This is a genomic window from Phenylobacterium sp. J426, assembly GCF_024699945.1.
In the GTDB taxonomy this organism is placed as follows: Bacteria; Pseudomonadota; Alphaproteobacteria; order Caulobacterales; family Caulobacteraceae; genus Phenylobacterium.
This window is the reverse complement of the sequence record NZ_JAJOMY010000001.1, coordinates 1,677,672-1,698,936: the sequence shown is the minus strand read 5'-3', so window position 1 is coordinate 1,698,936 and position 21,265 is coordinate 1,677,672. Positions and strand designations below refer to the sequence as shown.

Genomic DNA, 21,265 nt, shown 5'->3' with positions numbered 1-21,265 from the left:
GCCCTGCGTCCTGCTGCTCAGTCCGTGAAAGCCCCCCGCCAAGGTCCGTCCCTCGGGCGTCGAAGGTCAGGCTGAACCCCGACTCACTTGCGGACCCAGCCGCCGCCTGCCGGCTTGTAGAACTCGCCGGGCTTCAGCCGCGACTGGACGACGGTGTTGAAGGCCGAGGGCGCCGGCCGCCTCGACGCTGACGCCGTTCTTGGCCGCGGCTTCGCGGTACAGCTGGGCGCGGCCGGCGTTGATCTCGTCCACCGCAGCCTTGAGCGCGGTGTCGGTCGAAGGTTTCACGAAGCCGAGGAAACCATCCGCCTGCTCGCCGACCACGCCCTGGGCCTTGGCTGCGTCGACCGCGGCCTTGGCGTTCATCGCCTGGGCGGCGACCGGGGTGGCGGCGACCAGGGCCGCCAGGACGGCGGCGCCGACCGGAGCAGAGAGACCCATGAGGTTCATAGCCATGACTCCTAGAACAGCTCGGGGTTCTTTTGGATGAGGGCCTTCACGTCCTCGTCCAGGCGCAGCCGGACGTCAGCGTCCAGCTTGGCGTAGATGTTGATCGGCGCGACCTCCACGCGGACGGTCGGCGTGCAGGCGGCGAGCGCGGCGCCCAGGAGCGCGAGCGCCCCGGCTCCGGCGAGGGCCTGTCGGCGAAGGATCATCGCGGCGGTCTCCCTTTCATCAGGTCTCGTGTTGCAAGGTCACGGCTGAACCGGGCCTGAATTGCGAAGCCGCTGGTACTCGGCGTAGTCGGCCAAGAGATCGTCCAGGTTGAGCGTCGTGTCGAGGGTCAGGTTCACGCCGGTGCCGGAAGGCAGCGGCAGCGGCTTGTCGAGGAACCGGCGCTGTAGCAGCTCCATGAGGCCCAGCCGGATTTCCTGCTTCTTCGGCGGGTCGTGACGGCCGACGATGTGGAACAGCGCGCTCATCCGGCCGTCCTCCCGGCTGTTGAGGCTGAGGGCCAGCTGGTTAAAGGCCAGGTTCTCCATGGCCTGGTAGGCGAAATCGGTGACGGCGGCGTTGGCCTGGGCCTGGTCCGGCACCGGCTGGCCGTCGGCCAGCACCTGCTGCGGGTCGGTCTGCACGCCGGACAGGGCCTCGCGCTGGATGGAAAGCCGGCCTGGCTTGATGGCCTCGAGCTCGCCACCGGTGATCCGCACCCGTTGGCCCACTGTCTCGAACGGGATACGGCCCGAGACAACGGCGTCGAACTCCACCCGGTCGCCGAATGGCGAGGCCTCGATGAGATCGTGGAGCTGGACGCCCTCGAAGGCGAGCAGCCCCTTCCGTGTCGCGGCGGGATCGAGCGGCAGCTCGAGCCGCTCCAGCCTCACCCGCCCACCGCCGACGGCGGCCTCGCCGCCGGTGATGGTCAGCACGTCGTCCTTGAGCCCCACCTCGGCCTTCAGGCCGGTGACCGGGACGATGGCGTCCAGCCGCTCGACGCTGACGACCTGGCCGGGAGCCGCGACCAGCGGCGCGAGACTGGTGAAGACGAGCGTGCCGGAGAGATTGGTGATCGGCCCTGCCGGGCTGACGAAGTCGAGCCGCGGCACGGTGAGCGTGCCGGCGCTGATGCCTGCAACCGGGTTCCAGGCGAAGCCGCCCTCGAACCGCGCCTGGCCGGTCGCCGGCGGTCCAAGCGCGGCGGCCAGCGGAGAGATCTGGGCCGGCTGCAGGCCGCCGTCGGCGAAGGTGAGGACGCCGGTGTCGATGTCGACCCGGCCCTGGCCCGTCGGACCGTCGTGGACGAGCCCTGCGTGAGCGACGGGGTGGCGACCGGCGGCGATGTCGAGCTCGGCGGTCCAGGCGTCGCGGCGGGCGCGGGCGATCCCGGTGAGCGCCAGCGGATGGAAACGGGGCTCTGGCGCGAGATCGACCAGGCGGGCGCGGTCGATGCGGGCGTCAGCATCGAGCCGCCCGCCCTTGAGCTCCAGGGCCACGGGCCCGAAGGCGTCGCGGGCCCCGGCCTGCAGGAACGGCGCGTCGGCGGAGGCGGCTTCGGCCCGGCCTGCGATGCGCCAGTCGCCGCCGGCCATGCGGAACATCGGCTCCGCGCCCGGGCACAGGCGGCCGGAGACCGCCTCCACATCGTTCTCGCCGAACTCGAGCCTGTCGATCGCGAGCGGGGCGCAGCGGGTGGCGACGAGCGTGACCGCCCCGCCGGCGAGGCGGAGACGGCCGCCGGCGTCGAGGCGGGCGCGCTCCAGCGGGCCCAGCGAGAGGGTCGCCTTCAGGTTCAGGCCAGCCGAAGCCTCGCCGTCGGCAAGGCGGACATCCTGGGCCGTCGCGTCGATCTCCGGCAGTCCGCCGCCCCGGGCGGTGAGCCGCCATTCGTTCGCTCCGGAGCTCGCAAGGGTGACCACGCCGCCGGCGTCGGGCTTCAGCACCACCGGCCGCGGAAGGGCCAGGGCCGGCGCCTTCCCGGGCGCGAGGGTGAGACCCAGGCGGGGTGCTGCGATGCCAAAGCCGCGGGCGGCGCGCTTGACGGCCGCCAGGTCACCCGTGTCGCCGGAGGTCACGGGGCCAAGGCCGCTGTAGGCCCCGCGACCGACCAGGCTGCCCGTCAGCGCGGCGCGCGCGCCCCCGGCCGTGGCCGTGACCGGACCAGCCGCGGAGAGGGTCGTGCGGGTCAGGGTCATGCCCGAGGCCGCGCCGCGATCCAGCACGGCGGTGGCTCGCACGCCGGCCGCCAGCCGGTCGCCGCCAGCCCGTGTCCACTGGAGATCCTCGCTCGTCGCAGCGAGGCGAAGGCCGACGGCTCGGGCCGGCCCGAGTTTGGCGTTTTCAGCACGGAGACGGGTTGTGGCGCGGCCGCTCAGCGCGAGGTCCGGAATCCACCCGCGCGACTGGCCGACGAAGGCCGCGTCGGCTTCGAAGGCCTCCAGCGTGTGCGCCGCCAGCGCGGCGCTCCGGCCGGTCAGCCGGGCGCTGAGGGTGACGCCGCCATCGCTGCGGCGCTTGACCATGTCCGGATAAGGCGCATCTGCGGTCAGGACGAGGCGGGCCTGGCGCAGCGAGAGCGCCCCGGACTCGACGGCGGTCAGGGGCGCCTCCAGACGCACGGAAAGCCGCGGCCCGCGGGTCGTGACGGCTAGGGTGGCGCGGCCGGTCTCCGCGGACAGCCCTCGACCCTTCAGGCGGGCGGGATCGGCGACGGCGGCGAGCGACATCAGCCGGTTGTTCTCGACGCAGGCGTCCGCCGTGAGCTTCACCGGGCCGTAGTCGGTGGTCAGCCACAGCACGCCGTCGTCGACGGCGATGGTCGGCTTGGCGGCGTCCGGGCGCGGCGGTCGGCGGGTGAATTCCTCGATCAGCGGGTCGAGCGCGCCGACGCTGAACCGCCCGTTGCGAAGGGAGGCGCGCAGCACCGGCCGGCGCAGGGTGACCGAGAGCACCTCCACCGCCACGCCCTTGAACCTATAGCGGACGTCGGCGCGGGCCGCCTGGAAGTCGGGACGGGCGGGATCGCCGACGCGGAGCCGCGCCGAGAAGCTGGACGGCCCGATGGCGTACACCTCGGCCTCCGAGGCGATGCCCTTGGACCGCAGCCATCCGGTCAGCGCCTCGCGCGCCAGCGTCCGGCGGTTGAGCCAGGTGAGCGCCGCCAGCACCACCAGCGCCACACCCACCAGCGCCAGGATCAGGCGCAGGGGACGGACGGTGCGGGCGGCGGGTTCGGTCAAGGGCGGGACCAGCTAGACAATGCGGAGACCTGCATAACGCATTTCCCCGCATTTCAGCGCCTAGCCCGCGATCGCCTCGCGCGGGAGGGTCGCCAGCGCTACGCCGCCATCGACGGGGATGGTCGCGCCGACCACGTAGTCACCGGCTCGGGAAGCCAGGAAGATGGCGGTGGCGGCCATGTCGTCGTCACGGCCGATACGGCCGAGCGGCACGCGGCGGGCGACTTCGTCGCTGTGGTCGCGGGCGGCGCGGTTCATCTCGGACGCGAACGGGCCCGGGGCGATGGCGGTGACCACGATGCGGTCCTTGATCAGCTTCGCGGCCATCCGGCGGGTCAGGTAGATCAGGGCCGATTTCGAGGCGTGGTACGAATAGGTCTCGAGCGGATTGAGCGCGATCCCGTCAATCGAGGCGATGTTAATCACCTTGGCCGGCTGGTCGTCGCTGGCGGCGGCCGTCAGCGCGCCGTGCAGGGCCTGGGTCAGGAAGAAGGGCGACTTCAGGTTCAGGTTCATCACCTTGTCCCAGCCGCTCTCCGGGAATTCGTCGAAGTCGGCGGCCCAGGCGGCGCCGGCGTTATTGACCAGGATGTCGAGCTTCGGCTCGCGCTCGGCGATCAGGGCGGCGAGGCGCTGCACACCCTCGACCGTCGAGATGTCCTGCGGCAGCGAGATGCAATTGGAACCGAGCTCTTCGGCGGTGGCGTCGCAGGCGTCGGGCTTCCGCGACGAGATGTAGACCTTCGCCCCCTGCTCGACGAAGCCGCGGGCGATCATCTTGCCGATGCCGCGCGAACCGCCGGTGACGAGGGCCACCCGGCCCTCCAGCGAGAACAGATCCGACGCCATTCCGAGCTCCCTTTTCCCGTGCGGCACGATTGACTTGGCCGTACCTGCCGAGGCCTATAACACGCGTTTGAATTTCGGGCCGCGCCATCTTTGAACAGGCGGTCTGCCATCGATTTTGAGGGAAGCTCTTCGATGACCGAGATCAATTCGGTGACCACCCTGACGCGCGACGGCGACGTGGCGATCGTGACCCTGAATTCGCCGCCGGTGAACGCCTTGTCGGCCAATGTGCGCGACGGCCTGTACGAAGGCTTCAAGCAGGCGATCGACAGCGACGCCAAGGCCATCGTGCTGATCTGCGACGGCCGCACGTTCATCGCCGGCGCGGACATCACCGAATTCGGCGGCGCCATGAAGGGCGCGAGCCTGCCTGAGGTCCAGGCGACAATGGAGAATTCGCCCAAGCCGGTGGTCGCCGCGATCCACGGCACGGCCCTGGGCGGCGGGCTGGAAGTGGCCCTGTGCGCGCATTATCGCGTCGCGGTCCCCTCGGCGAAGCTGGGCCTGCCGGAAGTGGCGCTGGGCCTGCTGCCCGGCGCGGGCGGCACGCAGCGCCTGCCCCGCATCGCCGGCGTCGAGAAGGCGCTGGAGATGGTCACCTCGGGTCGTCACGCGCCTGCCAAGGAAGCCCTGGAGATGGGCCTGGTCGACGAGCTGGTCGAGGAAGGCCAGCTGAAGGAAGGCGCCATCGCCTTCGCCCGCAAGATCGTCGCCGAGGGCAAGCCCCTGGTGAAGGTCCGCGAGAACAACACCAAGCTCGAAGAGGCCAAGGGCAAGCCCGAGATCTTCGCCGAGTTCCGCAAGAAGAACGCCCGCAAGTTCCGCGGCTTCGACGCGCCGGAAGCCAACATCAAGTGCATCGAGGCGGCGGTGAACGCGGCCTCGTTCGAGGAAGGCCTGGCCGAAGAGCGCAAGCTGTTCATGCAGCTGATGACCGGCCAGCAGTCGGCCGCCCAGCGCTACTATTTCTTCGCCGAGCGACAGGCCAACAAGATCCCGGACGTGCCGGACGACACCCCGGTGCGCGAGGTCAAGAAGGTGGGCGTCCTCGGCGCCGGCACCATGGGCGGCGGCATCGCCATGAACTTCCTGAATGTCGGCATCCCGGTGACGATCGTGGAGCTGAAACAGGACGCCCTGGACCGCGGCCTCGCCACCATCCGCAAGAACTACGAGCGGTCGCGCGGCGCCGTGCCCGAGCAGACCGAGAAGCGCATGAGCCTGCTGACCGGCTCGCTGACGATGGACGACTTCGCCGATTGCGACCTCATCATCGAGGCCGTGTTCGAGCGGATGGACATCAAAAAGGATGTGTTCGGCAAGCTCGACCAGATCGCCAAGCCAGGGGCCATCCTGGCGACCAACACCAGCTACCTGAACATCGATGAGATCGCCTCGGCCACGAAGCGGCCGCAGGATGTGATCGGCCTGCACTTCTTCTCGCCGGCCAACGTCATGAAGCTGCTTGAGGTGATCCGCGCCGACCACACGGGCAAGGACGTGATCGCCACGTCGATGAAGCTGGCCAAGAAGATCGGCAAGGTGGCGGTGCTGGCCGGCGTCTGCCCGGGCTTCATCGGCAACCGCATGCTGAGCCAGCGCCAGCGCGAAGCCAACAAGCTGGTGCTGGAAGGCGCCATGCCTTGGGACATCGACCGGGTGCTGTACGACTTCGGCTTCCCCATGGGACCGTTCGCCATGAGCGACCTGGCCGGCCTCGACATCGGCTGGGTGAAGGAGAACTCGAAGGGCGAGACCCTGCGCGACGTGCTCTGCGAGATGGATCGCCGCGGCCAGAAGACCGGCGCCGGCTTCTACGACTATGACGAGAATCGCACGGCCAAGCCGTCGCCGGTCACCGAGAAGATCATCCAGGACTTCCGGGCCTCGAAGGGCATCAACGCCCGGACCATCTCGGACGAGGAGATCCTGGAGCGCTGCGTCTATCCGATGATCAACGAGGGCGCGAAAATCCTCGAAGAAGGCAAGGCGATCCGCCCGTCGGACATCGATGTGGTCTGGGTCAACGGCTACGGCTGGCCCGTCTATCGCGGCGGCCCGATGTTCTACGGAGACCAGGTCGGCGCGGACAAGGTGCTGGCCAAGATGAAGGAGTTCCAGGGCTCCATGGGCGACGACTTCAAGCCGTCGGCGCTGCTTGAGAAGCTGGTCTCCGAAGGCAAGAAGTTCTCGGACCTGAAGGCCTAAGAGACTGAACCCAAACGGCGGGCGGTCTCCGGATCACCCGCCGTTTTTCAAAGCTCCACCTCACGTAACGTCAGGATTTCTCGATGCGCGAAGCCGTCATCGTCGCCGCCAAGCGGACCCCTATCGGCAAGGCCTACCGCGGCGCCTTCAACAACACCTACGGCGCGACGCTGGCCGCCGAGGTCGATCCGCGCCGTCGTGGCGCAAGCGGGCGTCGATCCCGGCGAGATCGATGATGTGGCCTTCGGCGCGGCCATGCAGCAGGGCACGACGGGCAACAACATCGCCCGCCAGGCCGCTCTGCGCGCCGGCCTGCCGAACACCGTCTCGGGCATGACCATCGACCGGCAGTGCAGCTCGGGCCTGATGGGCGTGGCCACGGCCGCGAAGTACATCATCAACGACGGCGCTCCGGTCGCCATCGGCGGCGGCGTGGAGTCGATCAGCCTGGTGCAGAACGACAAGTCGAACCGCTTCATGGCGTTCGACCCCTGGCTCAGCGAGAACGTGCCCGAGCTGTGGACCTCAATGATCGAGACGGCAGAGATCGTCGCCGACCGCTACGGCATATCCCGCGAGGCCCAGGACGAGTACGCGCTGCAGTCGCAGCAGCGGACCGCCCAGGCCCAGGCCGAAGGTCGGTTCGCCGACGAGATCGTGCCCGTCACCACGGTGATGAAGGTGCTGGTCAACAAGGAGACCGGCGAGACGGCCGACAAGGAGATCACGCTCGACCGGGACGAGGGCAACCGTCCGCAGACGACGCTGGAGGACCTGCAGAAGCTGCAGCCGGTGTTCAAGGGCGGCCGCTACGTGCCCCAGGGCAAGTTCGTCACCGCCGGCAACGCCAGCCAGCTGTCGGACGGCTCGGCCGCGGTGCTGCTGATGGAGCGCAAGGAAGCCGAAAAGCGCGGCCTCGAGGCGCTCGGCGCCTACCGCGGCATGGCGGTCGCGGGCTGCGGCCCGGAGGAGATGGGCATCGGCCCGGTCTTCGCGATCCCGAAGCTGTTGGAGCGCAACGGCCTGACCATCGAAGACATCGGCATCTGGGAACTGAACGAAGCCTTCGCCAGCCAGGTGCTGTACTGCCGCGACAAGCTGGGCATCCCCCAATGACCGGCTGAACGTCTCGGGCGGTTCGATCTCCATCGGCCACCCCTATGGCATGACCGGCGCCCGCTGCACCGCCCACCTGCTTTATGAGGGCAAGCGGCGCGGCGCGAAGTACGGCGTCGTCACCATGTGCGTCGGCGGCGGGATGGGTGCGGCCGGCCTGTTCGAGATCTTCTAAGCAAGCCTGATCCCTGAAAACGGAGGCCGCCCGGGAGGGCGGCCTTTTTTGCCTTTAGGAAGCCGCCTTGAACTCGGCCTCAATCTTCAGGGTGACCTCGTCGCCGACCGCCGGCAGGGCGTAGGCGATGCCGAACTCCGAGCGACGGATCTTGGCCTCGCCGTCGAAGCCGACCGTGTACCTCTTGTCGAGCGGGTTGACGCCGGCCTGATTGAACTCGGCCGCGATGACGATCGGCTTGGTGACGCCGCGCAGCGTCAGGTCGCCGTGGATGTCGGCCTCGTTGGCGCCCTTCACGACGATCCGGGTGGCCTTGAAGGTCGCGGTCGGGAACTTCGCGGTGTCAAGGAAGTCGGCGGACTTCAGATGCTTGTCGAGGGCGGCGTTCAGCGTCCCCACGTCGTCGGCCTTGACCGTCACGTCCAGCTTGGAGGCGGCCGGAGCCTTAGGGTCGAGGGTCAGCGTCCCGGTCGCGCCGGCGAACTGGCCGGCGTAGGTCGAGAAGCCCAGGTGGTTCACGAACCAGGTGATCTTCGAGTGCTCGGGATCGAGGGTGTAGGTGCCGGCGCGCACCTCGGCCGGCTTCTTGGTGAAGGCGTCCTGCGCCTGGACGACGCCGGCAGAGACGACAACGGCGGCGACGGCGACTCCGGCGGCGAACTTCTGGAACTGCACGGCTAAGCTTCCTCTCGATCGACTGGAGCCTGACAGATCGTCTCCTCCAGAGCAGAGATAAACCCGGGTCGGAGCGGAGGACTTCTGCCGGAATGGAAAAGATCAGCGCAGGTTTCGGAAGGTGAGGGAGTAACGGAGGGCCTTCGCCTCGGGGAGGCTGTGCTCCCACTCGGTGCGGGCGGGGCCGTCCAGCAGGTAGGCGGAGCGGGGCGGCAGCGGTGCGTTCAAGCGCTCGAACTTCACCCCGGCGCGGCGGCGGAAACGCATGACGGCGGGTGCGCCCAGCGACACGCCAACGACCTTGTCGAACACCGGACGATCCTTGTGCCAGCCGATCGGCGCGCCCGCCTGGTATTCGTTGATCAGCAGGTGCTGGAAGGCGTCGGGCGGCAGGCCCGCGAAGGCAGCGGCGCGGTCTCGGACGGGGAGCAACCAGCCCGGCAAAGGCTGGGCCTCCACCAGACCAGGGCCGGTGAAGTCGTACTTCCAACCGAAGGAACACACCCGGCGGCGGCCTTCGTAACCCCGGAACTGGAACGGCTCGAACGGCAGGTCGGCCAGACGCGCGAGCAACGCCGCCTCCTCCACAGGCGTAACGAAATCGGCCTGAAAGCCGAAACCCTCCGGCGCGGCGGGCGCCGGAGGGTCGAAGAGGCTCTGCTGGGCGAGGTTGGCCATCGCCCTCAGATGGTGGCGCTCACCGCCGTTACCAGCGGTTGTTGTAGCCGTAGCGGCGGTCGTCGTCCCGGCGCTCCCAGCGGATCTGGGCGGCCAGGCGGTCGAAACGCCGGTCGAGCTCGGCCATCTCGCGCGGCGAGAGACCGTTGCGGCTGTAGCGGTATTCCAGGCGGGCGATGTCGTTGAACTCGGCCCGCAGGCGCATCGCTTCGCGCGGCGTCAGTTGACCCGAGCGCAGGCCCTGCTCGATCCGCCGATCGAGCTGCATCTTCCGGCGCTCGATGTGAACCCATTCGCCTCGATCGTCGTGCCAGCCGCGGTCGTACCATCCACGATCGTACGACGGCTGGGCCGCGGCCGAACCGGCGGCGGCGGTTGCAGCGAGAGCCGTGGCGGCCGCGAGGGCCATGGCGAGCGTCTTCATCGTCGTCTCTCCTATGTCCGTGCCCCTCGATCAGCCGGTCACAACAGACAAATGCGCATTTGGTTCACGCGAGATCACGGATCCGTGATGGCGCAACGGCCCCATCCCGAGGTTTGCGGATTGACCCGCCAGGTCATCCTGGGCCGCATTTGCGGCCCGGAAGCAGGACGCGCCTCGGAGGATGCGGATGGCCATGGTCGGGGCGGGCGGCTTGCGCGAGACCTTGGGCGTCCGCGAGGCCATGGCGATCACCATCGGCATCGTCGTGGGCGCGGGAATCTTCCGCACTCCCTCACTGGTGGCGGGCGCGGCGGACGGCGTGCCCGCCGTGCTGCTGGCCTGGCTGGCCGGCGGGCTGATCTCGCTGGTCGGCGCGCTGTGCTACGCGGAACTGGCCTCGGCCTATCCGCACGCCGGAGGCGACTATCACTATCTCGCCCGCGCCTTCGGGCGCCGGCTCGCCTTCCTGTACGGCTGGGCCCGCCTGGCCGTCATCCAGACCGGCTCGGTGGCGCTGCTGGCCTATGTGTTCGGCGACTACATGAGCCAGCTCCTGCCGTTGGGCCCGTTCTCGTCCGCGCTCTGGGCGGCGGCCGCGGTCGTCGTGATCACCGCGGTGCAGTGGATCGGCGTCCGGGCGGGGACCCGCGCGCAGACCTGGCTGACGCTCGCTGAGGTGGCAGGCCTGGCGGCGGTGATCGTCGCCGGCCTCGCGGTGGCGCCGGCCGTTCCGGCCGGAGACGCCGCCGCCGAGACCTCCCACTTCGGGTTGATGATGGTCTTCGTCCTCCTGACCTTCGGCGGCTGGAACGAGGCCGCTTATGTCTCGGCGGAGTTGAAGGACGCCCGCCGCCGGATGGCGCCGGTCCTGATGGCCAGCCTGCTGATCATCACCCTCCTCTACCTCGCGGCCAATGCGGCCTATCTCCGCGCGCTGGGCCTCGCCGGCGTCGCCGGCTCGGACGCCGTCGCCGCCGACGTGATGCGCCTGGCCTTCGGACCGACCGGCGCGGTGCTCGTCTCAGCCATCGTCGCCGTCGCCGCCCTGACGTCGGCCAACGCCACGGTCTTTACCGGCGCGCGCACCGCCTGGGCGCTCGGCCGCGATCATCCGAGGCTGGCCCTCCTCGGCCGCTGGGACGCCGGCGCCGCCACGCCGCGCAACGGCCTCGTCCTGCAGGGCGTGGCCGCCCTCGTCCTGGTGGCGGCGGGCGCGCTGGCCCGCGACGGATTCCGGCTGGCGGTGGAGTACACCGCCCCGGTGTTCTGGGGCTTCTTCCTGCTGGTCGGCGTGGCCCTGATCCGGCTGCGCCACATCGACGGGGAGACGCCCCGGCCGTTCCGCGTGCCCCTCTATCCGGTCCTGCCGGCCGTGTTCATCGCCACCAACGCCTATCTGCTGTGGTCCAGCCTTGCCTACACCGGCCGAGGCGCCCTTCTGGGTGTGGCGGTGCTGGCGGTCGGCGGACTGCTGCTCATCCCGCTCAAAACCCGCCGAGAGGAGACGTCCACATGAGAGGACCCGTCAAAGCGTATCTCTTCGCCGCCGCCTTGGCGCTGATCGCCTGCCAGGCGCCGCCCGCCGTCCAGGAGGCCGAGGCCCAGACCCCGGCCCGCAAGCCGCCGCCGGACCGCGGCCCCGACGTCATCTATGTGCCGACGCCGCCCGAAACGGTCGACGCCATGCTGAAGCTGGCGGAGGTGAAGCCGGGCGACGTCCTCTACGACCTGGGCTCTGGAGACGGGCGCATCCCGATCGCGGCGGCGAAGCAGTTCGGCGTCAAGGGCGTCGGCATCGACATAGACCCCAACCGCATCCGGGAGGCGAACGAGAACGCCAAGAGCGCCGGCGTCACCCATCTGGTCCGCTTCCGACAGGAAGATCTGTTCGAGGCCGACTTCAGCGATGCGACCGTGATCACGCTCTACCTGTTGCCGAGCCTGAACGAGAAGCTGATGCCGCGCCTGCTTGAGCTGAAGCCCGGCACGCGGATCGTGAGCCACGCGTTCCCCATGGGCGACTGGCGCCCCGAGCAGGAGCAGATGATGCCCAGCGGCAATGCGATCTACCGCTGGACCGTCCCGGCGAAAAAGCCCTAGCCGGGAGCTTGGCCAAAGAAACTATCTCTGGATCGTTGCGTTTCGATCGGCGACAGCTATATTAAGAACCGTTCTCAATAAGGACGTTCGGCATGCGCCTCGCCGCCAAGACCGCCAGTTGGTCGGTCGTTCACATGATCGTCGCCATCGCGGTCGCCTACGCGCTGACGCAGAACTGGCGGGCGGCTCTGGCCGTTGGGTTGATCGAGCCCATCTTCCAGACGATCGCCTTTGCGCTGCATGAACGGGCGTGGACGCGGCTCGCGCCCGCCCGCGCTGTCGGGCGGCCGCAAGGGCGTCCGGCGAGCGTCTGACCGACCGATCAATCGAGGGAGAGTTGAATATGGGCGACACCGTCGCGGACGGCCTGTCCAAGCTGCTGGCCGACACCTACGCCGTCTATCTGAAGACCCACGGCTATCACTGGAACGTCCGCGGGCCGAACTTCCACGCGCTGCACGCCATGTTCATGGAGCAGTACACCGAGATGTGGACGGCCATCGACACCGTAGCCGAGCGTATCCGCGCGCTGGGCGAGTTGGCCCCGCAAGGCTACCGCAGCTTCGGCAACCTGTCGGGCATCCAGGACGGTGACCCGAACAAGGACGCCGCCGGCATGTTGCAGGAGTTGGTCGCCGACCACGAGGCGCTGATCAAGACCGCCAAGGCGGCGCGCGAAGGCGCCGACGATGTGACCGCGGCGGTCATCGACGCCCGCGTCGAGGCGCACCAGAAGCACGCTTGGATGCTGCGCGCCTCGCTGGGCTGATCGCCCTAGCCCTGGGGCGCGTCGGCAAGGCGCGCCCCGTTGGAGCTGAGGCCGAAGAACAGGCCCGTCGCCCCCGAGATCCGCCGCATGAGCACCGCGGCGGCCAGCAGCAGGGTGCCCACCGCCAGGAACGAGCCCGCCCGGACGACGCCGTCCAGTCGCGCCATGTCGAACAGGAAGATCTTGGCGAGCGTGATCATCAGCACGATGAGCCCATGCACCCAAGCAGCAGGGCGCCGCAGGCAGGTCACGCCGCCGCCCCCAAAACGCCGCCCCCCCGCGCGACGGGGGCAAGCCTAGCAGCTAGACGCCGAACGGCCAGGTGTCCTCGGCGCCGCCTTCGTCCGGCGCCGGCGCCGCTGTCTCGAGCGGGCTCACCGCCCGGGTTTCATCGAACCAGACCCAGGCGTCGAACTGCTCGGAGAGCCGCGCCTCGGCGTAGTGGCTCCAACGTTCGGTCTCGGGGCGGTAGATGACGCCGATGAAGCGCTGCACACGCGGGTCGGCGAGGGCCTGGCGGACGTCCTCGTGCACGCCGGGGCGGAGGTCGAGGAGGAAGCGGCTGATGCCGGCGCCGTGAGACAGCCGTTCGACGCTGTCGGGCAGGCCGGGGCGCAGCTGTTTCACCTCCACGGGCTCGTCCCAGTCGGATGCGCAGGCCACCGTACCGCTGTCGGCGCCGAAGCCGATGAGGCGCGCGGCCTGGCCATAGGCCTCGCGGCAAAGCTGGCCGATGTTCAGCTCCTCGCGCACGGCGCCCATCTCTGTCGCGCGGGCGTCGCCGATGTGGGAGTTGTGCGCCCAGACCACGGCCTTGGCGTCCGGCCCCTTGGCCTCGAGGATCGCCTGGAGCGTCTCGAACATGTGGGTGTCGCGGAGATTCCAGCTCTCGGCGCCGCCGTAGTACATGGCGCGGTAGTAGGCTTCGGCATCGGCCACCAGGCGGGCGCTCTGGGTGGCGTCCAGCAGCGCCTCCTCAGGATCGCCGCCGCCATCGTGCAGGCTGCGCTGCAGCATCTCGCGCAGCATCGCGTTCACTGCGCCCTCGCAGCCGGCGTAGCGGCCCGACAGCGTCAAATGGCCATAGGCCGCCGGCTGTTCGGCCCAGGGCGTGAGGCAGCCGTAGCGCTCGCGGGCCACCTTGGCGGCGTCGGGATCCTCCCGATCGAGATAGTCGATCACGGTCCGCATCGAAGCGGCGAGATTGTAGAGGTCGAGGCCGTAGATCCCCGCCTGGCCCGCGGGCCCCCGTGAGCGGTTGTGGTCGGAGAGCCACTCCAGGAACTGGTCGAACTCCCGGTTCCTCCACATCCAGGTCGGGAAGCGGCGGAACGCGTCGGCGGCGCGCGGCGGCGGGGCCCGATGGCGAGCACGGGCGTCCAGCACCCGGGCGTCCGGCCAATCGGCCTCCAGCCCCACGACGTTGAAGCCGTGCCGTTCGATCAGCCGCCGAGTGATCGCCGCCCGCGCGCAATAGAATTCGGACGTGCCGTGACTGGCCTCCCCCAACAGCACCACCCGGGCGTCGGCGAAACGGTCGAACAGCGCCCCGAAGGCCGGATCGTCCATCTCGGGGAGCGGCTCGGCGCGGGCGGCCAACAGGGCGGACAGGCCGCCGCGGACGCTGCGGGCCTCCTCGACGTGACGAGCGATATCCGGCATGGCGACCTCCGTTGCCAGGAGGCAACCTGAAGCCGCGCCCGCGGTTCCGGTGTCGAGACCCAGGAGCTGCGATGCCCGTCCAACTGCGCAAGGTCGAGACGGTGTACCAGGGCTACTCGACCCTGATGGTGGCCACGCTGACCGGGCCGGACGGGACGGCCTTCCGCCGCGAGATCGAGCATCACGGCCGCGCTGCGGCGGTTCTGCCCTACGACCCCGTCCGCCGCTGCGCGCTGATGGTCAACCTGCCCCGCGCGCCGGTCATCTGGGCGGGCGGCCCCCCGAGCTCCTGGAGGCGCCGGCCGGCATGATCGACAACGAGGACCCTGAGGATACCGCGATCCGCGAGGCGCTGGAGGAGGTGGGCGTCCAGCTCTCGCGACTGGACGCCGTCGGGTCGCCCTTCTCCTCGCCGGGGGTCTCCTCCGAGAAGATCGACCTGTTCCTGGCGGAGTACACCCAGGCCGATCGCGTGACCGACGGCGGCGGCGTGGCGGGCGAGAACGAGCTGATCTCCGTCGAGGAAATCCCGCTCGCCCAGCTGTGGGCCTGGCTCGACCAGCGCCGCATCGAGGACCTGAAGACGCTGGCGCTGATCCTGGCCCTGAGGGTCCGACGGCCGGAGCTGTTCACGCCATGACGCACGCGAACGACCGGCCGCTGATCGGCTCGCTGCTCGACACCGACCTCTACAAGCTGCTGATGCTGCAGCTGATCTGGCGACGGTACGCGAACACGCCTGTCACGTTCTCGCTGGTGAACCGGACACGTGCGGTTCGGCTGGCCGAGGAGGTGGACGAGGCCGAGCTGCGGGCCGAGCTCGACCACGTGAGGACGCTGTCGTTCGGCCCCGACGAGATCGCCTGGCTCGCGGACACCGAGATCTACGGCTGTCGCGGGCTGTTAGGGCCTGACTTCCTGGCTTGGCTGCCGGCCCTGCGCCTGCCGGGCTACGAGCTTGGCCGTCGTGGCGGCCAGCTGACCCTGTCGTTTCAGGGGCCCTGGGCGGCCGTGACGCTGTGGGAGATTCCGGCCCTGACGATCGTCTCGGCCCTCCGGGCTCGCGGCGTCGTCGGCGCCATGTCGGCGACGGAGCGCGACCATCTCTACCGCTGCGCGCTCGGGCGGCTGGAGGCCAAGGCCGAGCGGCTGAAAGCTCTGCCGGGCCTCGTCCTGACGGACTTCGGCACGCGCCGCCGGCACAGCCTGGCGTGGCAGCACACCTGCGTAGAGGTGATGCGCGAGCGGCTGGGTCAGAGCTTCCGAGGCACCAGCAACATGCTGCTGGCCAAGGCGCTGGACCTCCCGGCGGTGGGCACCAACGGCCACGAGATTCCGATGGTGCTGGCTGCCCTCGCCGCGGACGATGAGGCCCTGAAGCGCGCGCCTTACCGGGCCCTGGAGGACTGGGCGGCGCTCTACCCCGAGGCCCTGCGGATCGTGCTGCCCGACGCCTTCGGCTCGGCGGCCTTCTTCCGCGACGCGCCCGACTGGGTGGCCGACTGGCGAGGCGTGAGGCCCGATTCCGCACCGCCGGTCGCGGCCGGCGAGGCCCTGATCGACTGGTGGCGCGCGAAGGGCCGGGATCCCGCCGGCAAGTTGCTGGTGTTCTCGGACGCGCTGGACGTCGAGCTGATCGTGGAGCTGCACCGGCGCTTCCACGGCCGCGTAGCCTTGAGCTTTGGCTGGGGCACCAAGCTCACCAACGACCTGGAAGGCTGCGCGGAAGCGCCGGGCCTGAAGCCGATCTCGCTAGTCTGCAAGGTGACGGAGGCGGCCGGCCGGCCGGCCGTGAAGCTGTCCGACAACCCGGAGAAGGCGACCGGCGATCCGGCCGAGGTCGACCGATACAAGCGCGTGTTCGGCGCCGAAGGGCGCCTGGCCCGACGCTTGAGCGTTTAGACGTCATGAGCCGCTTCACCGGATGGGCCCTGGACCGGGGCGAGCGCGAGGCGCTCCTGCGCCGGTTTCCGCCGCGCTATGCGCATGCCGTCGCCGATCATGTCACCCTGGCGTTCAAGCCATCGCACCCCAAACTCCCGACCGAGACCCACGGAGAGATCGTCGGGGAGGCCGACGACCGCCGAGGGGTTCAGGCGATGGTCGTCCGCATCGGCGGGACCACCGACCGCCCGGACGGCTCGACCTACCACGTCACCTGGTCCCTGGCGGACGGCCGCCGGGCCAAGGAGAGCAACGACGTGATCCGCGAGCGCGGATGGCTGGCCTTCCCCGAACCGGTCCCGATCGCCCTCGAGCCCCGGCTGTTCGCAGAGCCCCGCTAGCAGCAGGCTTGGCCATTGAGTGCTAAGCTCCTGAATTAACTCGGAACTTCCTCCACGAATCAGACCTATCCTCATCCGTGGACGGAACCACCGAGGAGGTCGCTCGATGCTTGTGTCGCCTGCATTCCGGAAACAGATGGAGGGCTACGGCCTGACGACGGCAGAGATCCTCTACCGCCTGCCCGACCATCCTACCCTGCTGCAGAGCTACATCTGGCAGGACTACGACATCTTCCCCGAATTTCCGGTGTTGAAGAAGTTCCTCGACTTCTGGACCGACAAGCTGGACGGGCCGTTGTTCAAGGTCACCGTGGGCCACAACCGGCTGATCCGGCCGGCCGAGCTGAAGGCGGTGGGCGCCGAATTCAAGCTGCACTAGCTCTCGACTTTTCGCAGACGCTGCGGACTGATGCGGCGGGTGATCGCGCCGCTTCGTTTCGTCCTTCTCGCTGCCGCCCTGCTGGCGCCGCTGACGCTCGGCGCCTGCCAGGACAAGGTGCGGCGCGCCGACTGCCCGGTGGGGCAGGTCTGCCTGGAGTACGGCAACAACACCGAGCCGCAGACGCTGGACCCGCAGAAGTCGAACCTCGTGGACGAGGCCTCGATCATCGGCGACCTGATGATGGGCCTGACCACCGACGCGCCCGACGGCTCGCCCGTGCCCGGCATGGCGACCCGTTGGGAGACCAGCCCCGACGGCCTCGTCTGGACCTTCCACCTGCGCGCGGCCAAGTGGTCGGACGGACGCCCGGTCACAGCCGACGATTTCGTCTTCGGCCTTAGGCGGACGGTCGATCCGAAGACCGCCTCGGTCTACGCTTGGCTGCTGTACCTGATCGAGAACGGCCAGGCCGTGAACGAGGGCAAGGCGCCGCTCGAAACGCTCGGCGTTCGCGCGCTCGACCCGCGGACGGTGCAGATCCGCCTGGTCCATCCCGCGCCCTATCTTCCGGAGATCGCCAAACATCAGAGCTGGTTCCCCGCGCCGCGGCATGTCGTCGAGCAATACGGCGACGGATGGGTCCAGCCGGGCCGCTACGTCTCGAACGGCGCCTTCAAGCTGGCCGCATGGCGGCTGGGCGATCGGATCACCGCGGTCCGGAACCCGCACTTCTTCGACGCGGCGAACGTGTGCCTGGACCGCATCAACTACTATCCTTCACCCGACGTGGTCAGCGCCGAGCGACGGGTGGCGCGCGGCGAGCTCGACCTGAACACCCGCTTCCAGTCGAACCGGTACCGACGGCTGCAGAAGACCATGCCCGGCGTGCCGCGGACCGGCCTGTCGCTAGCGACCGGCTACCTGGCCTTCAACACGCGCGACGTGAAGGCCTTCCAGGACATCCGGGTGCGCCGAGCGCTGTCGATGGCGCTGGATCGCGAGTTCATCACGCAGAAGCTGATGGGCGCGGGGCAGCAGCCCGCCTATTCCTTCGTGCCGCCGACGACGGCCAACTACGTGAGCGACCTGCCCAGGCTGCGCTGGGCCGACATGAGTTACCCGGCCCGACAGGCCGAGGCCCGCCGGCTGCTGGCCGAGGCGGGGTTTACGGCCAAACGGCCGCTGAAGCTGACCATAACCACGCCGAACAACACCGACACCCTGCTGCTGATGGAAGCGGTGCAGGCGGACTGGCGGGCCGTCGGGGTGCAGGTCTCGATCGCCCAGAACGAGGCTGGGGTGGCCTTCGCCGCCTATCGCAACCGCGACTTCGAGGTGGGCTCGATGAGCTGGTACGGGGACTTCAACGATCCCGTGACCTTCCTGGGCCTGCTGAAGTCGGACACCGGGGCGCAGAACTACGGCGACTACAGGAACCCGGACTACGACGCGCTGCTGGGGCGCGCGGACCAGGAGCCGGACCTGGAACGTCGCGCCCGGATCCTGGCGCAGGCCGAGCAGCGGATGCTGGACGACGAGGGGATCGCGCCCCTGTTCTTCGTGGTCAACCGCAACCTGGTCAGCCGGCGCGTGACGGGCTGGCAGGACAACGCGCCCAACTTCCATCGGGCGCGCTATCTGTGCCTCACGCCCGGTCAGCGATAGACCCAACGGCAGGACTTCTTGGCGATCTGGTGGCCCGCCACCGCGCCGACGCCCGCGCCCAGCACCGTGCCTTCGGTCTTGGCGCCGTTGCCGGCGACCACATTGCCCAGCACGCCGCCGGCGACGGCGCCCACCAGGGTGCCATTGTTGGACTTCTTCTTCACGTTCTTGTCGCAGACATAGACCCGCTCGCGGGCCTCCACGGTCAGCGGTACGGCGGTGAAGGCAAGGGCGCTGCAGGCCAGCGTCGCGGCCGCGATCAGCTTGGTTTTCATCATAAGCTCTCCGAGTTCCACACGGACATCCGGTCCAGAACCCTGACCGGGCCGTTCGGTTTCCGCCCCGGGCCGAAGGCCAAGCTCGGTCGGTGGCGTTTTCGCGGCGGAACTGTGGGCCCCGGTCTCCGAGAACCGGGGCCCGACCCCGGCGGGACCAGCCGCCGCGGACCGGAACCTGCAGATACGCAGCAGCCTCCGTGGGCGGACTTGTGACAGGTCGCGACTGACTCCCCGATGAACCATGGCCAAGCTTGGAACGCGGCGCTTGCCCAGCGGTTGGTCGGACGGAAGCCAGAGGAGGTCCGCATGGGCCACGACATCCGCAAGACAGAGGAACGTTCGGGGCCGCGCACGGGCGCGGGCGGCGGCGCGGCCCAGCGCGAGGGCTACGGCGTGGGAGGGCTCGGGGGCCCTGACGGCAAGCCCGACAGCTGGGACGCCCCCGGCATCACGCCCGACGGCCATCGCACCGGGAGCTCCACCGACGGGCCCCGCACGGCGATGGACGGTGAGGGCGAGCCCGACGCCGACTGAGGCTCCTCAGGCGGGTCCCGAACGGCGGGGAAAAACATCCTGTCACACCCCACTTGCGGACCCGGATCGAGATGAGTAGTTTCCGCCGCTCACTCGGCAGGGGGTTCCGCAAGGGGCCTCAAGCACCCGGTTGGAGAGGTGGCAGAGTGGTTGAATGTACCGCACTCGAAATGCGGCGTACTCGAAAGGGTATCGTGGGTTCGAATCCCACCCTCTCCGCCACAACCGTCGTTCGGTAGCGACCGCTCCCGTTCGACAAAGTCCGAAAAACATGCGATATTTCAGGCGGGTAGAGCTAAACCCGTCCTGACGTTTGTTCGCACACGTCCGCCGACGCTCGCCCAAATCCCCAATCGATTTGTACTAACCTTTGTAGGAAGGGTGAGCGATGGCGCGTGCGTCAGCGAGGCTAAAGCCTATTGAAGTCCCCCCGCTTGGCTAAGAAGCCGGGCATGCATTGCGACGGAGCGGGTTTGTATCTGCGAGTCGCGCCACCAAGCGCCGCGTCGTGGGTGCTCCGCTACATGCTGGATGGAAAGGCCCGAACAATGGGCCTTGGCCCTTTTCCGGAGATCGACCTCAAGGAGGCGCGCACCCGTGCGTTAGAGGCGCGGCGGCTAAAAGCAGATGGCATAGACCCCATAGAGACACGCAACGCTGCTAAGCTCGCTCAGCGGCGAGCTGCTACCAAGGCTATGACGTTTAAGGAGTGCGCAGAGGCTTATATCGCCTCACAGCGCGACGGATGGCGCAACGATAAGCACGCCGCCCAGTGGGATAGCACCCTTAAGGCTTACGCCTATCCAATCATCGGTGGCTTGCCCGTTGCCGCTATCGATACGGCCCTCGTTATGCAGGTCTTAGAGCAAGAGGTGGGAGCCGCTAATAACCGGCAGCGCCTATGGAGCGCTAAGAACGAAACGGCCAGCCGCGTTAGAGGGCGTATAGAGTGCGTTTTAGGATGGGCTGCAGCTAGGCAGCTTAGAAGCGGTGATAACCCCGCGCGCTGGAAGGGGCATTTAGCGCACCAACTGCCCGCCCGTTCTAAAGTGTCTAAGGTGAAGCACCATCCGGCGCTTCCCTATGTCGATATGCCGACCTTCTTTGCGGCCTTGCGCGATCAGCCGGGGTTGGCCGCTAAGGCCTTGGAGTTCGCCATCCTAACCGCCGCGCGCACCGGGGAGGTGTTGGGCGCTAGGTGGGGCGAAATCGATATCGCGAATAAGGTTTGGATAGTCCCGGCCGAACGGATGAAGTCCGGCCGGGAACATCGTGTGCCGCTAAGTGACCGCGCTATTGCCGTCCTCAAGCCGCTTAGCCCTGAGGAAGGCGCGATCGATAGCGAGGGCTATGTCTTTCCCGGCGCTAAAACGGGAAAGCCCTTATCCAATATGTCGATGCTAAAGCTTTTAGAGCGGATGAAGCGATCCGATCTAACCGCTCACGGCTTCCGTTCCACCTTCCGCGACTGGACGGCCGAGCAGACCAGTACACCCCGTGACGTAGCCGAAATGGCGTTAGCCCATGTCGTTAGCAACGCCGTAGAGGCCGCCTATCGACGCGGAGACATGTTGGCTAAACGGATCGAGCTTATGGATAGCTGGTCAGCCTATTGCGCTAGCAAGCTCGACTTAGAAGCTAGCGACAGCAGCGATAGCAGCGACATATCCGAAGCTGGGTAGGCTTGGCTAAGCGCGCAGCAGCAGCAGCATTGTATGGGTAGATAAAGATAGACCCTCGCTGGAGGGCCTTAGAGGCAGCTTAGATGCAGCCAAAGGAGGGATA

The 21,265-nt window shown here is 68.5% G+C and carries 23 protein-coding genes, 1 tRNA gene and 1 pseudogene; 15 read left to right on the top strand and 10 right to left on the bottom strand.

The window, feature by feature from the left end; all coding sequences use genetic code 11:
- Window positions 1-66: 66 nt before the first annotated feature.
- The 4 genes from LRS10_RS08855 to LRS10_RS08840 are packed head-to-tail and all read right to left on the bottom strand — an operon-like array spanning window position 67 to window position 4,529.
- The gene (locus LRS10_RS08855) at window positions 67-456 is read right to left on the bottom strand and encodes a DUF1318 domain-containing protein (RefSeq protein ID WP_308237942.1); all 390 of its coding nucleotides are present in this window, start codon (window positions 454-456) and stop codon (window positions 67-69) included.
- 5 nt (window positions 457-461) lie between these two features.
- Window positions 462-656, bottom strand: coding sequence for a YnbE family lipoprotein (locus tag LRS10_RS08850; RefSeq protein ID WP_257836927.1), 195 nt, complete (start codon window positions 654-656; stop codon window positions 462-464).
- 39 nt (window positions 657-695) lie between these two features.
- Window positions 696-3,680, bottom strand: a complete 2,985-nt coding sequence (locus tag LRS10_RS08845) for a YdbH domain-containing protein (RefSeq protein ID WP_257836926.1) — start codon at window positions 3,678-3,680, stop codon at window positions 696-698.
- A 60-nt stretch (window positions 3,681-3,740) separates the two neighbouring features.
- Window positions 3,741-4,529 (bottom strand): SDR family oxidoreductase, encoded by a 789-nt coding sequence (locus LRS10_RS08840; RefSeq protein ID WP_257836925.1) that lies wholly within the window; start codon window positions 4,527-4,529, stop codon window positions 3,741-3,743.
- Between the two features lie 132 nt (window positions 4,530-4,661).
- Here LRS10_RS08840 and LRS10_RS08835 point away from each other — a divergent pair, with 132 nt between their 5' ends.
- Together LRS10_RS08835 and LRS10_RS08830 are read left to right on the top strand one after the other, a co-directional pair.
- On the top strand, window positions 4,662-6,737 hold the full coding sequence (locus tag LRS10_RS08835; protein ID WP_257836924.1) for a 3-hydroxyacyl-CoA dehydrogenase NAD-binding domain-containing protein: 2,076 nt from the start codon (window positions 4,662-4,664) through the stop codon (window positions 6,735-6,737).
- Between the two features lie 83 nt (window positions 6,738-6,820).
- Window positions 6,821-8,028, top strand: a pseudogene (locus tag LRS10_RS08830) (acetyl-CoA C-acyltransferase).
- A 54-nt stretch (window positions 8,029-8,082) separates the two neighbouring features.
- Here LRS10_RS08830 and LRS10_RS08825 read toward each other — a convergent pair.
- The 3 genes from LRS10_RS08825 to LRS10_RS08815 all read right to left on the bottom strand — a co-directional run bounded on the left by LRS10_RS08825 (window position 8,083) and on the right by LRS10_RS08815 (window position 9,805).
- Complete coding sequence (locus LRS10_RS08825) at window positions 8,083-8,703, bottom strand: YceI family protein (RefSeq protein WP_257836923.1); 621 nt, start codon at window positions 8,701-8,703, stop codon at window positions 8,083-8,085.
- Between the two features lie 102 nt (window positions 8,704-8,805).
- Window positions 8,806-9,381 carry an alpha-ketoglutarate-dependent dioxygenase AlkB gene (locus LRS10_RS08820; protein WP_257836922.1) on the bottom strand — a complete coding sequence of 192 codons (576 nt, stop codon included), beginning with the start codon at window positions 9,379-9,381 and terminating at the stop codon, window positions 8,806-8,808.
- 28 nt (window positions 9,382-9,409) lie between these two features.
- Entirely contained in the window at window positions 9,410-9,805 is a 396-nt protein-coding gene (locus tag LRS10_RS08815) for a hypothetical protein (RefSeq protein WP_257836921.1), read from the bottom strand.
- A gap of 187 nt (window positions 9,806-9,992) precedes the next feature.
- On the opposite strand from LRS10_RS08815, the gene LRS10_RS08810 reads away from it, so the two are divergent.
- The 4 genes from LRS10_RS08810 (at window position 9,993) to LRS10_RS08795 (ending at window position 12,674) form a co-directional block, all read left to right on the top strand.
- The gene (locus LRS10_RS08810; RefSeq protein ID WP_257836920.1) at window positions 9,993-11,321 is read left to right on the top strand and encodes an APC family permease; all 1,329 of its coding nucleotides are present in this window, start codon (window positions 9,993-9,995) and stop codon (window positions 11,319-11,321) included.
- Window positions 11,318-11,905, top strand: a complete 588-nt coding sequence (locus LRS10_RS08805; RefSeq protein WP_257836919.1) for a cyclopropane-fatty-acyl-phospholipid synthase family protein — start codon at window positions 11,318-11,320, stop codon at window positions 11,903-11,905. The genes LRS10_RS08810 and LRS10_RS08805 overlap by 4 nt, the downstream gene beginning before the upstream one ends.
- A gap of 92 nt (window positions 11,906-11,997) precedes the next feature.
- Complete coding sequence (locus LRS10_RS08800; protein WP_257836918.1) at window positions 11,998-12,219, top strand: DUF2061 domain-containing protein; 222 nt, start codon at window positions 11,998-12,000, stop codon at window positions 12,217-12,219.
- 29 nt (window positions 12,220-12,248) lie between these two features.
- Entirely contained in the window at window positions 12,249-12,674 is a 426-nt protein-coding gene (locus LRS10_RS08795) for a Dps family protein (RefSeq protein WP_257836917.1), read from the top strand.
- A 5-nt stretch (window positions 12,675-12,679) separates the two neighbouring features.
- Here LRS10_RS08795 and LRS10_RS08790 read toward each other — a convergent pair whose 3' ends face one another.
- Entirely contained in the window at window positions 12,680-12,925 is a 246-nt protein-coding gene (locus tag LRS10_RS08790) for a DUF2339 domain-containing protein (protein ID WP_257836916.1), read from the bottom strand.
- A 52-nt stretch (window positions 12,926-12,977) separates the two neighbouring features.
- Window positions 12,978-14,336, bottom strand: a complete 1,359-nt coding sequence (locus LRS10_RS08785) for an erythromycin esterase family protein (RefSeq protein WP_257836915.1) — start codon at window positions 14,334-14,336, stop codon at window positions 12,978-12,980.
- Window positions 14,337-14,407: 71 nt separating this feature from the next.
- Here LRS10_RS08785 and LRS10_RS08780 point away from each other — a divergent pair, with 71 nt between their 5' ends.
- The 6 genes from LRS10_RS08780 (at window position 14,408) to LRS10_RS08755 (ending at window position 18,668) form a co-directional block, all read left to right on the top strand.
- Window positions 14,408-14,647, top strand: a complete 240-nt coding sequence (locus tag LRS10_RS08780) for a hypothetical protein (RefSeq protein ID WP_257836914.1) — start codon at window positions 14,408-14,410, stop codon at window positions 14,645-14,647.
- A complete protein-coding gene (locus LRS10_RS08775) occupies window positions 14,644-14,976 on the top strand; it encodes an NUDIX domain-containing protein (protein ID WP_257836913.1) in 333 nt (110 codons plus the stop codon). The genes LRS10_RS08780 and LRS10_RS08775 overlap by 4 nt, the downstream gene beginning before the upstream one ends.
- On the top strand, window positions 14,973-16,238 hold the full coding sequence (gene pncB / locus LRS10_RS08770; RefSeq protein ID WP_257836912.1) for a nicotinate phosphoribosyltransferase: 1,266 nt from the start codon (window positions 14,973-14,975) through the stop codon (window positions 16,236-16,238). The genes LRS10_RS08775 and pncB overlap by 4 nt, the downstream gene beginning before the upstream one ends.
- Before the next feature lie 5 nt (window positions 16,239-16,243).
- Complete coding sequence (locus LRS10_RS08765; protein ID WP_257836911.1) at window positions 16,244-16,621, top strand: hypothetical protein; 378 nt, start codon at window positions 16,244-16,246, stop codon at window positions 16,619-16,621.
- Window positions 16,622-16,727: 106 nt separating this feature from the next.
- Window positions 16,728-17,000 carry an usg protein gene (locus LRS10_RS08760; RefSeq protein WP_257836910.1) on the top strand — a complete coding sequence of 91 codons (273 nt, stop codon included), beginning with the start codon at window positions 16,728-16,730 and terminating at the stop codon, window positions 16,998-17,000.
- Window positions 17,001-17,039: 39 nt separating this feature from the next.
- Window positions 17,040-18,668 (top strand): peptide ABC transporter substrate-binding protein, encoded by a 1,629-nt coding sequence (locus LRS10_RS08755; protein ID WP_257836909.1) that lies wholly within the window; start codon window positions 17,040-17,042, stop codon window positions 18,666-18,668.
- Here LRS10_RS08755 and LRS10_RS08750 read toward each other — a convergent pair.
- Window positions 18,659-18,943 (bottom strand): glycine zipper 2TM domain-containing protein, encoded by a 285-nt coding sequence (locus LRS10_RS08750; protein ID WP_257836908.1) that lies wholly within the window; start codon window positions 18,941-18,943, stop codon window positions 18,659-18,661. The two genes, LRS10_RS08755 and LRS10_RS08750, sit on opposite strands and share 10 nt — an antisense overlap.
- A 309-nt stretch (window positions 18,944-19,252) precedes the next feature.
- On the opposite strand from LRS10_RS08750, the gene LRS10_RS08745 reads away from it, so the two are divergent.
- From LRS10_RS08745 to LRS10_RS08735, 3 genes are all read left to right on the top strand, one after another.
- The gene (locus tag LRS10_RS08745; protein WP_257836907.1) at window positions 19,253-19,480 is read left to right on the top strand and encodes a hypothetical protein; all 228 of its coding nucleotides are present in this window, start codon (window positions 19,253-19,255) and stop codon (window positions 19,478-19,480) included.
- A gap of 132 nt (window positions 19,481-19,612) precedes the next feature.
- Window positions 19,613-19,702 (top strand) — tRNA-Ser (locus LRS10_RS08740).
- 212 nt (window positions 19,703-19,914) lie between these two features.
- Window positions 19,915-21,162: a site-specific integrase gene (locus tag LRS10_RS08735; protein WP_257836906.1), complete on the top strand. Its 1,248-nt coding sequence runs from the start codon at window positions 19,915-19,917 to the stop codon at window positions 21,160-21,162.
- Window positions 21,163-21,265: the final 103 nt, after the last annotated feature.

What these genes read in the sequence shown, in the direction of transcription:
- LRS10_RS08835 (WP_257836924.1), top strand. Translation starts at nt 4,662, where the DNA reads ATGACCGAGATCAATTCGGTGACCACCCTGACGCGCGACGGCGACGTG.
- LRS10_RS08795 (WP_257836917.1), top strand. Translation starts at nt 12,249, where the DNA reads ATGGGCGACACCGTCGCGGACGGCCTGTCCAAGCTGCTGGCCGACACC.
- LRS10_RS08780 (WP_257836914.1), top strand. Translation starts at nt 14,408, where the DNA reads ATGCCCGTCCAACTGCGCAAGGTCGAGACGGTGTACCAGGGCTACTCG.
- LRS10_RS08785 (WP_257836915.1), bottom strand. Translation starts at nt 14,336, where the DNA reads ATGCCGGATATCGCTCGTCACGTCGAGGAGGCCCGCAGCGTCCGCGGC.
- LRS10_RS08760 (WP_257836910.1), top strand. Translation starts at nt 16,728, where the DNA reads ATGCTTGTGTCGCCTGCATTCCGGAAACAGATGGAGGGCTACGGCCTG.
- LRS10_RS08805 (WP_257836919.1), top strand. Translation starts at nt 11,318, where the DNA reads ATGAGAGGACCCGTCAAAGCGTATCTCTTCGCCGCCGCCTTGGCGCTG.
- LRS10_RS08850 (WP_257836927.1), bottom strand. Translation starts at nt 656, where the DNA reads ATGATCCTTCGCCGACAGGCCCTCGCCGGAGCCGGGGCGCTCGCGCTC.
- LRS10_RS08750 (WP_257836908.1), bottom strand. Translation starts at nt 18,943, where the DNA reads ATGAAAACCAAGCTGATCGCGGCCGCGACGCTGGCCTGCAGCGCCCTT.
- LRS10_RS08810 (WP_257836920.1), top strand. Translation starts at nt 9,993, where the DNA reads ATGGCCATGGTCGGGGCGGGCGGCTTGCGCGAGACCTTGGGCGTCCGC.
- LRS10_RS08815 (WP_257836921.1), bottom strand. Translation starts at nt 9,805, where the DNA reads ATGAAGACGCTCGCCATGGCCCTCGCGGCCGCCACGGCTCTCGCTGCA.
- pncB (WP_257836912.1), top strand. Translation starts at nt 14,973, where the DNA reads ATGACGCACGCGAACGACCGGCCGCTGATCGGCTCGCTGCTCGACACC.
- LRS10_RS08800 (WP_257836918.1), top strand. Translation starts at nt 11,998, where the DNA reads ATGCGCCTCGCCGCCAAGACCGCCAGTTGGTCGGTCGTTCACATGATC.
- LRS10_RS08840 (WP_257836925.1), bottom strand. Translation starts at nt 4,529, where the DNA reads ATGGCGTCGGATCTGTTCTCGCTGGAGGGCCGGGTGGCCCTCGTCACC.
- LRS10_RS08745 (WP_257836907.1), top strand. Translation starts at nt 19,253, where the DNA reads ATGGGCCACGACATCCGCAAGACAGAGGAACGTTCGGGGCCGCGCACG.
- LRS10_RS08820 (WP_257836922.1), bottom strand. Translation starts at nt 9,381, where the DNA reads ATGGCCAACCTCGCCCAGCAGAGCCTCTTCGACCCTCCGGCGCCCGCC.
- LRS10_RS08765 (WP_257836911.1), top strand. Translation starts at nt 16,244, where the DNA reads ATGAGCCGCTTCACCGGATGGGCCCTGGACCGGGGCGAGCGCGAGGCG.
- LRS10_RS08855 (WP_308237942.1), bottom strand. Translation starts at nt 456, where the DNA reads ATGGCTATGAACCTCATGGGTCTCTCTGCTCCGGTCGGCGCCGCCGTC.
- LRS10_RS08775 (WP_257836913.1), top strand. Translation starts at nt 14,644, where the DNA reads ATGATCGACAACGAGGACCCTGAGGATACCGCGATCCGCGAGGCGCTG.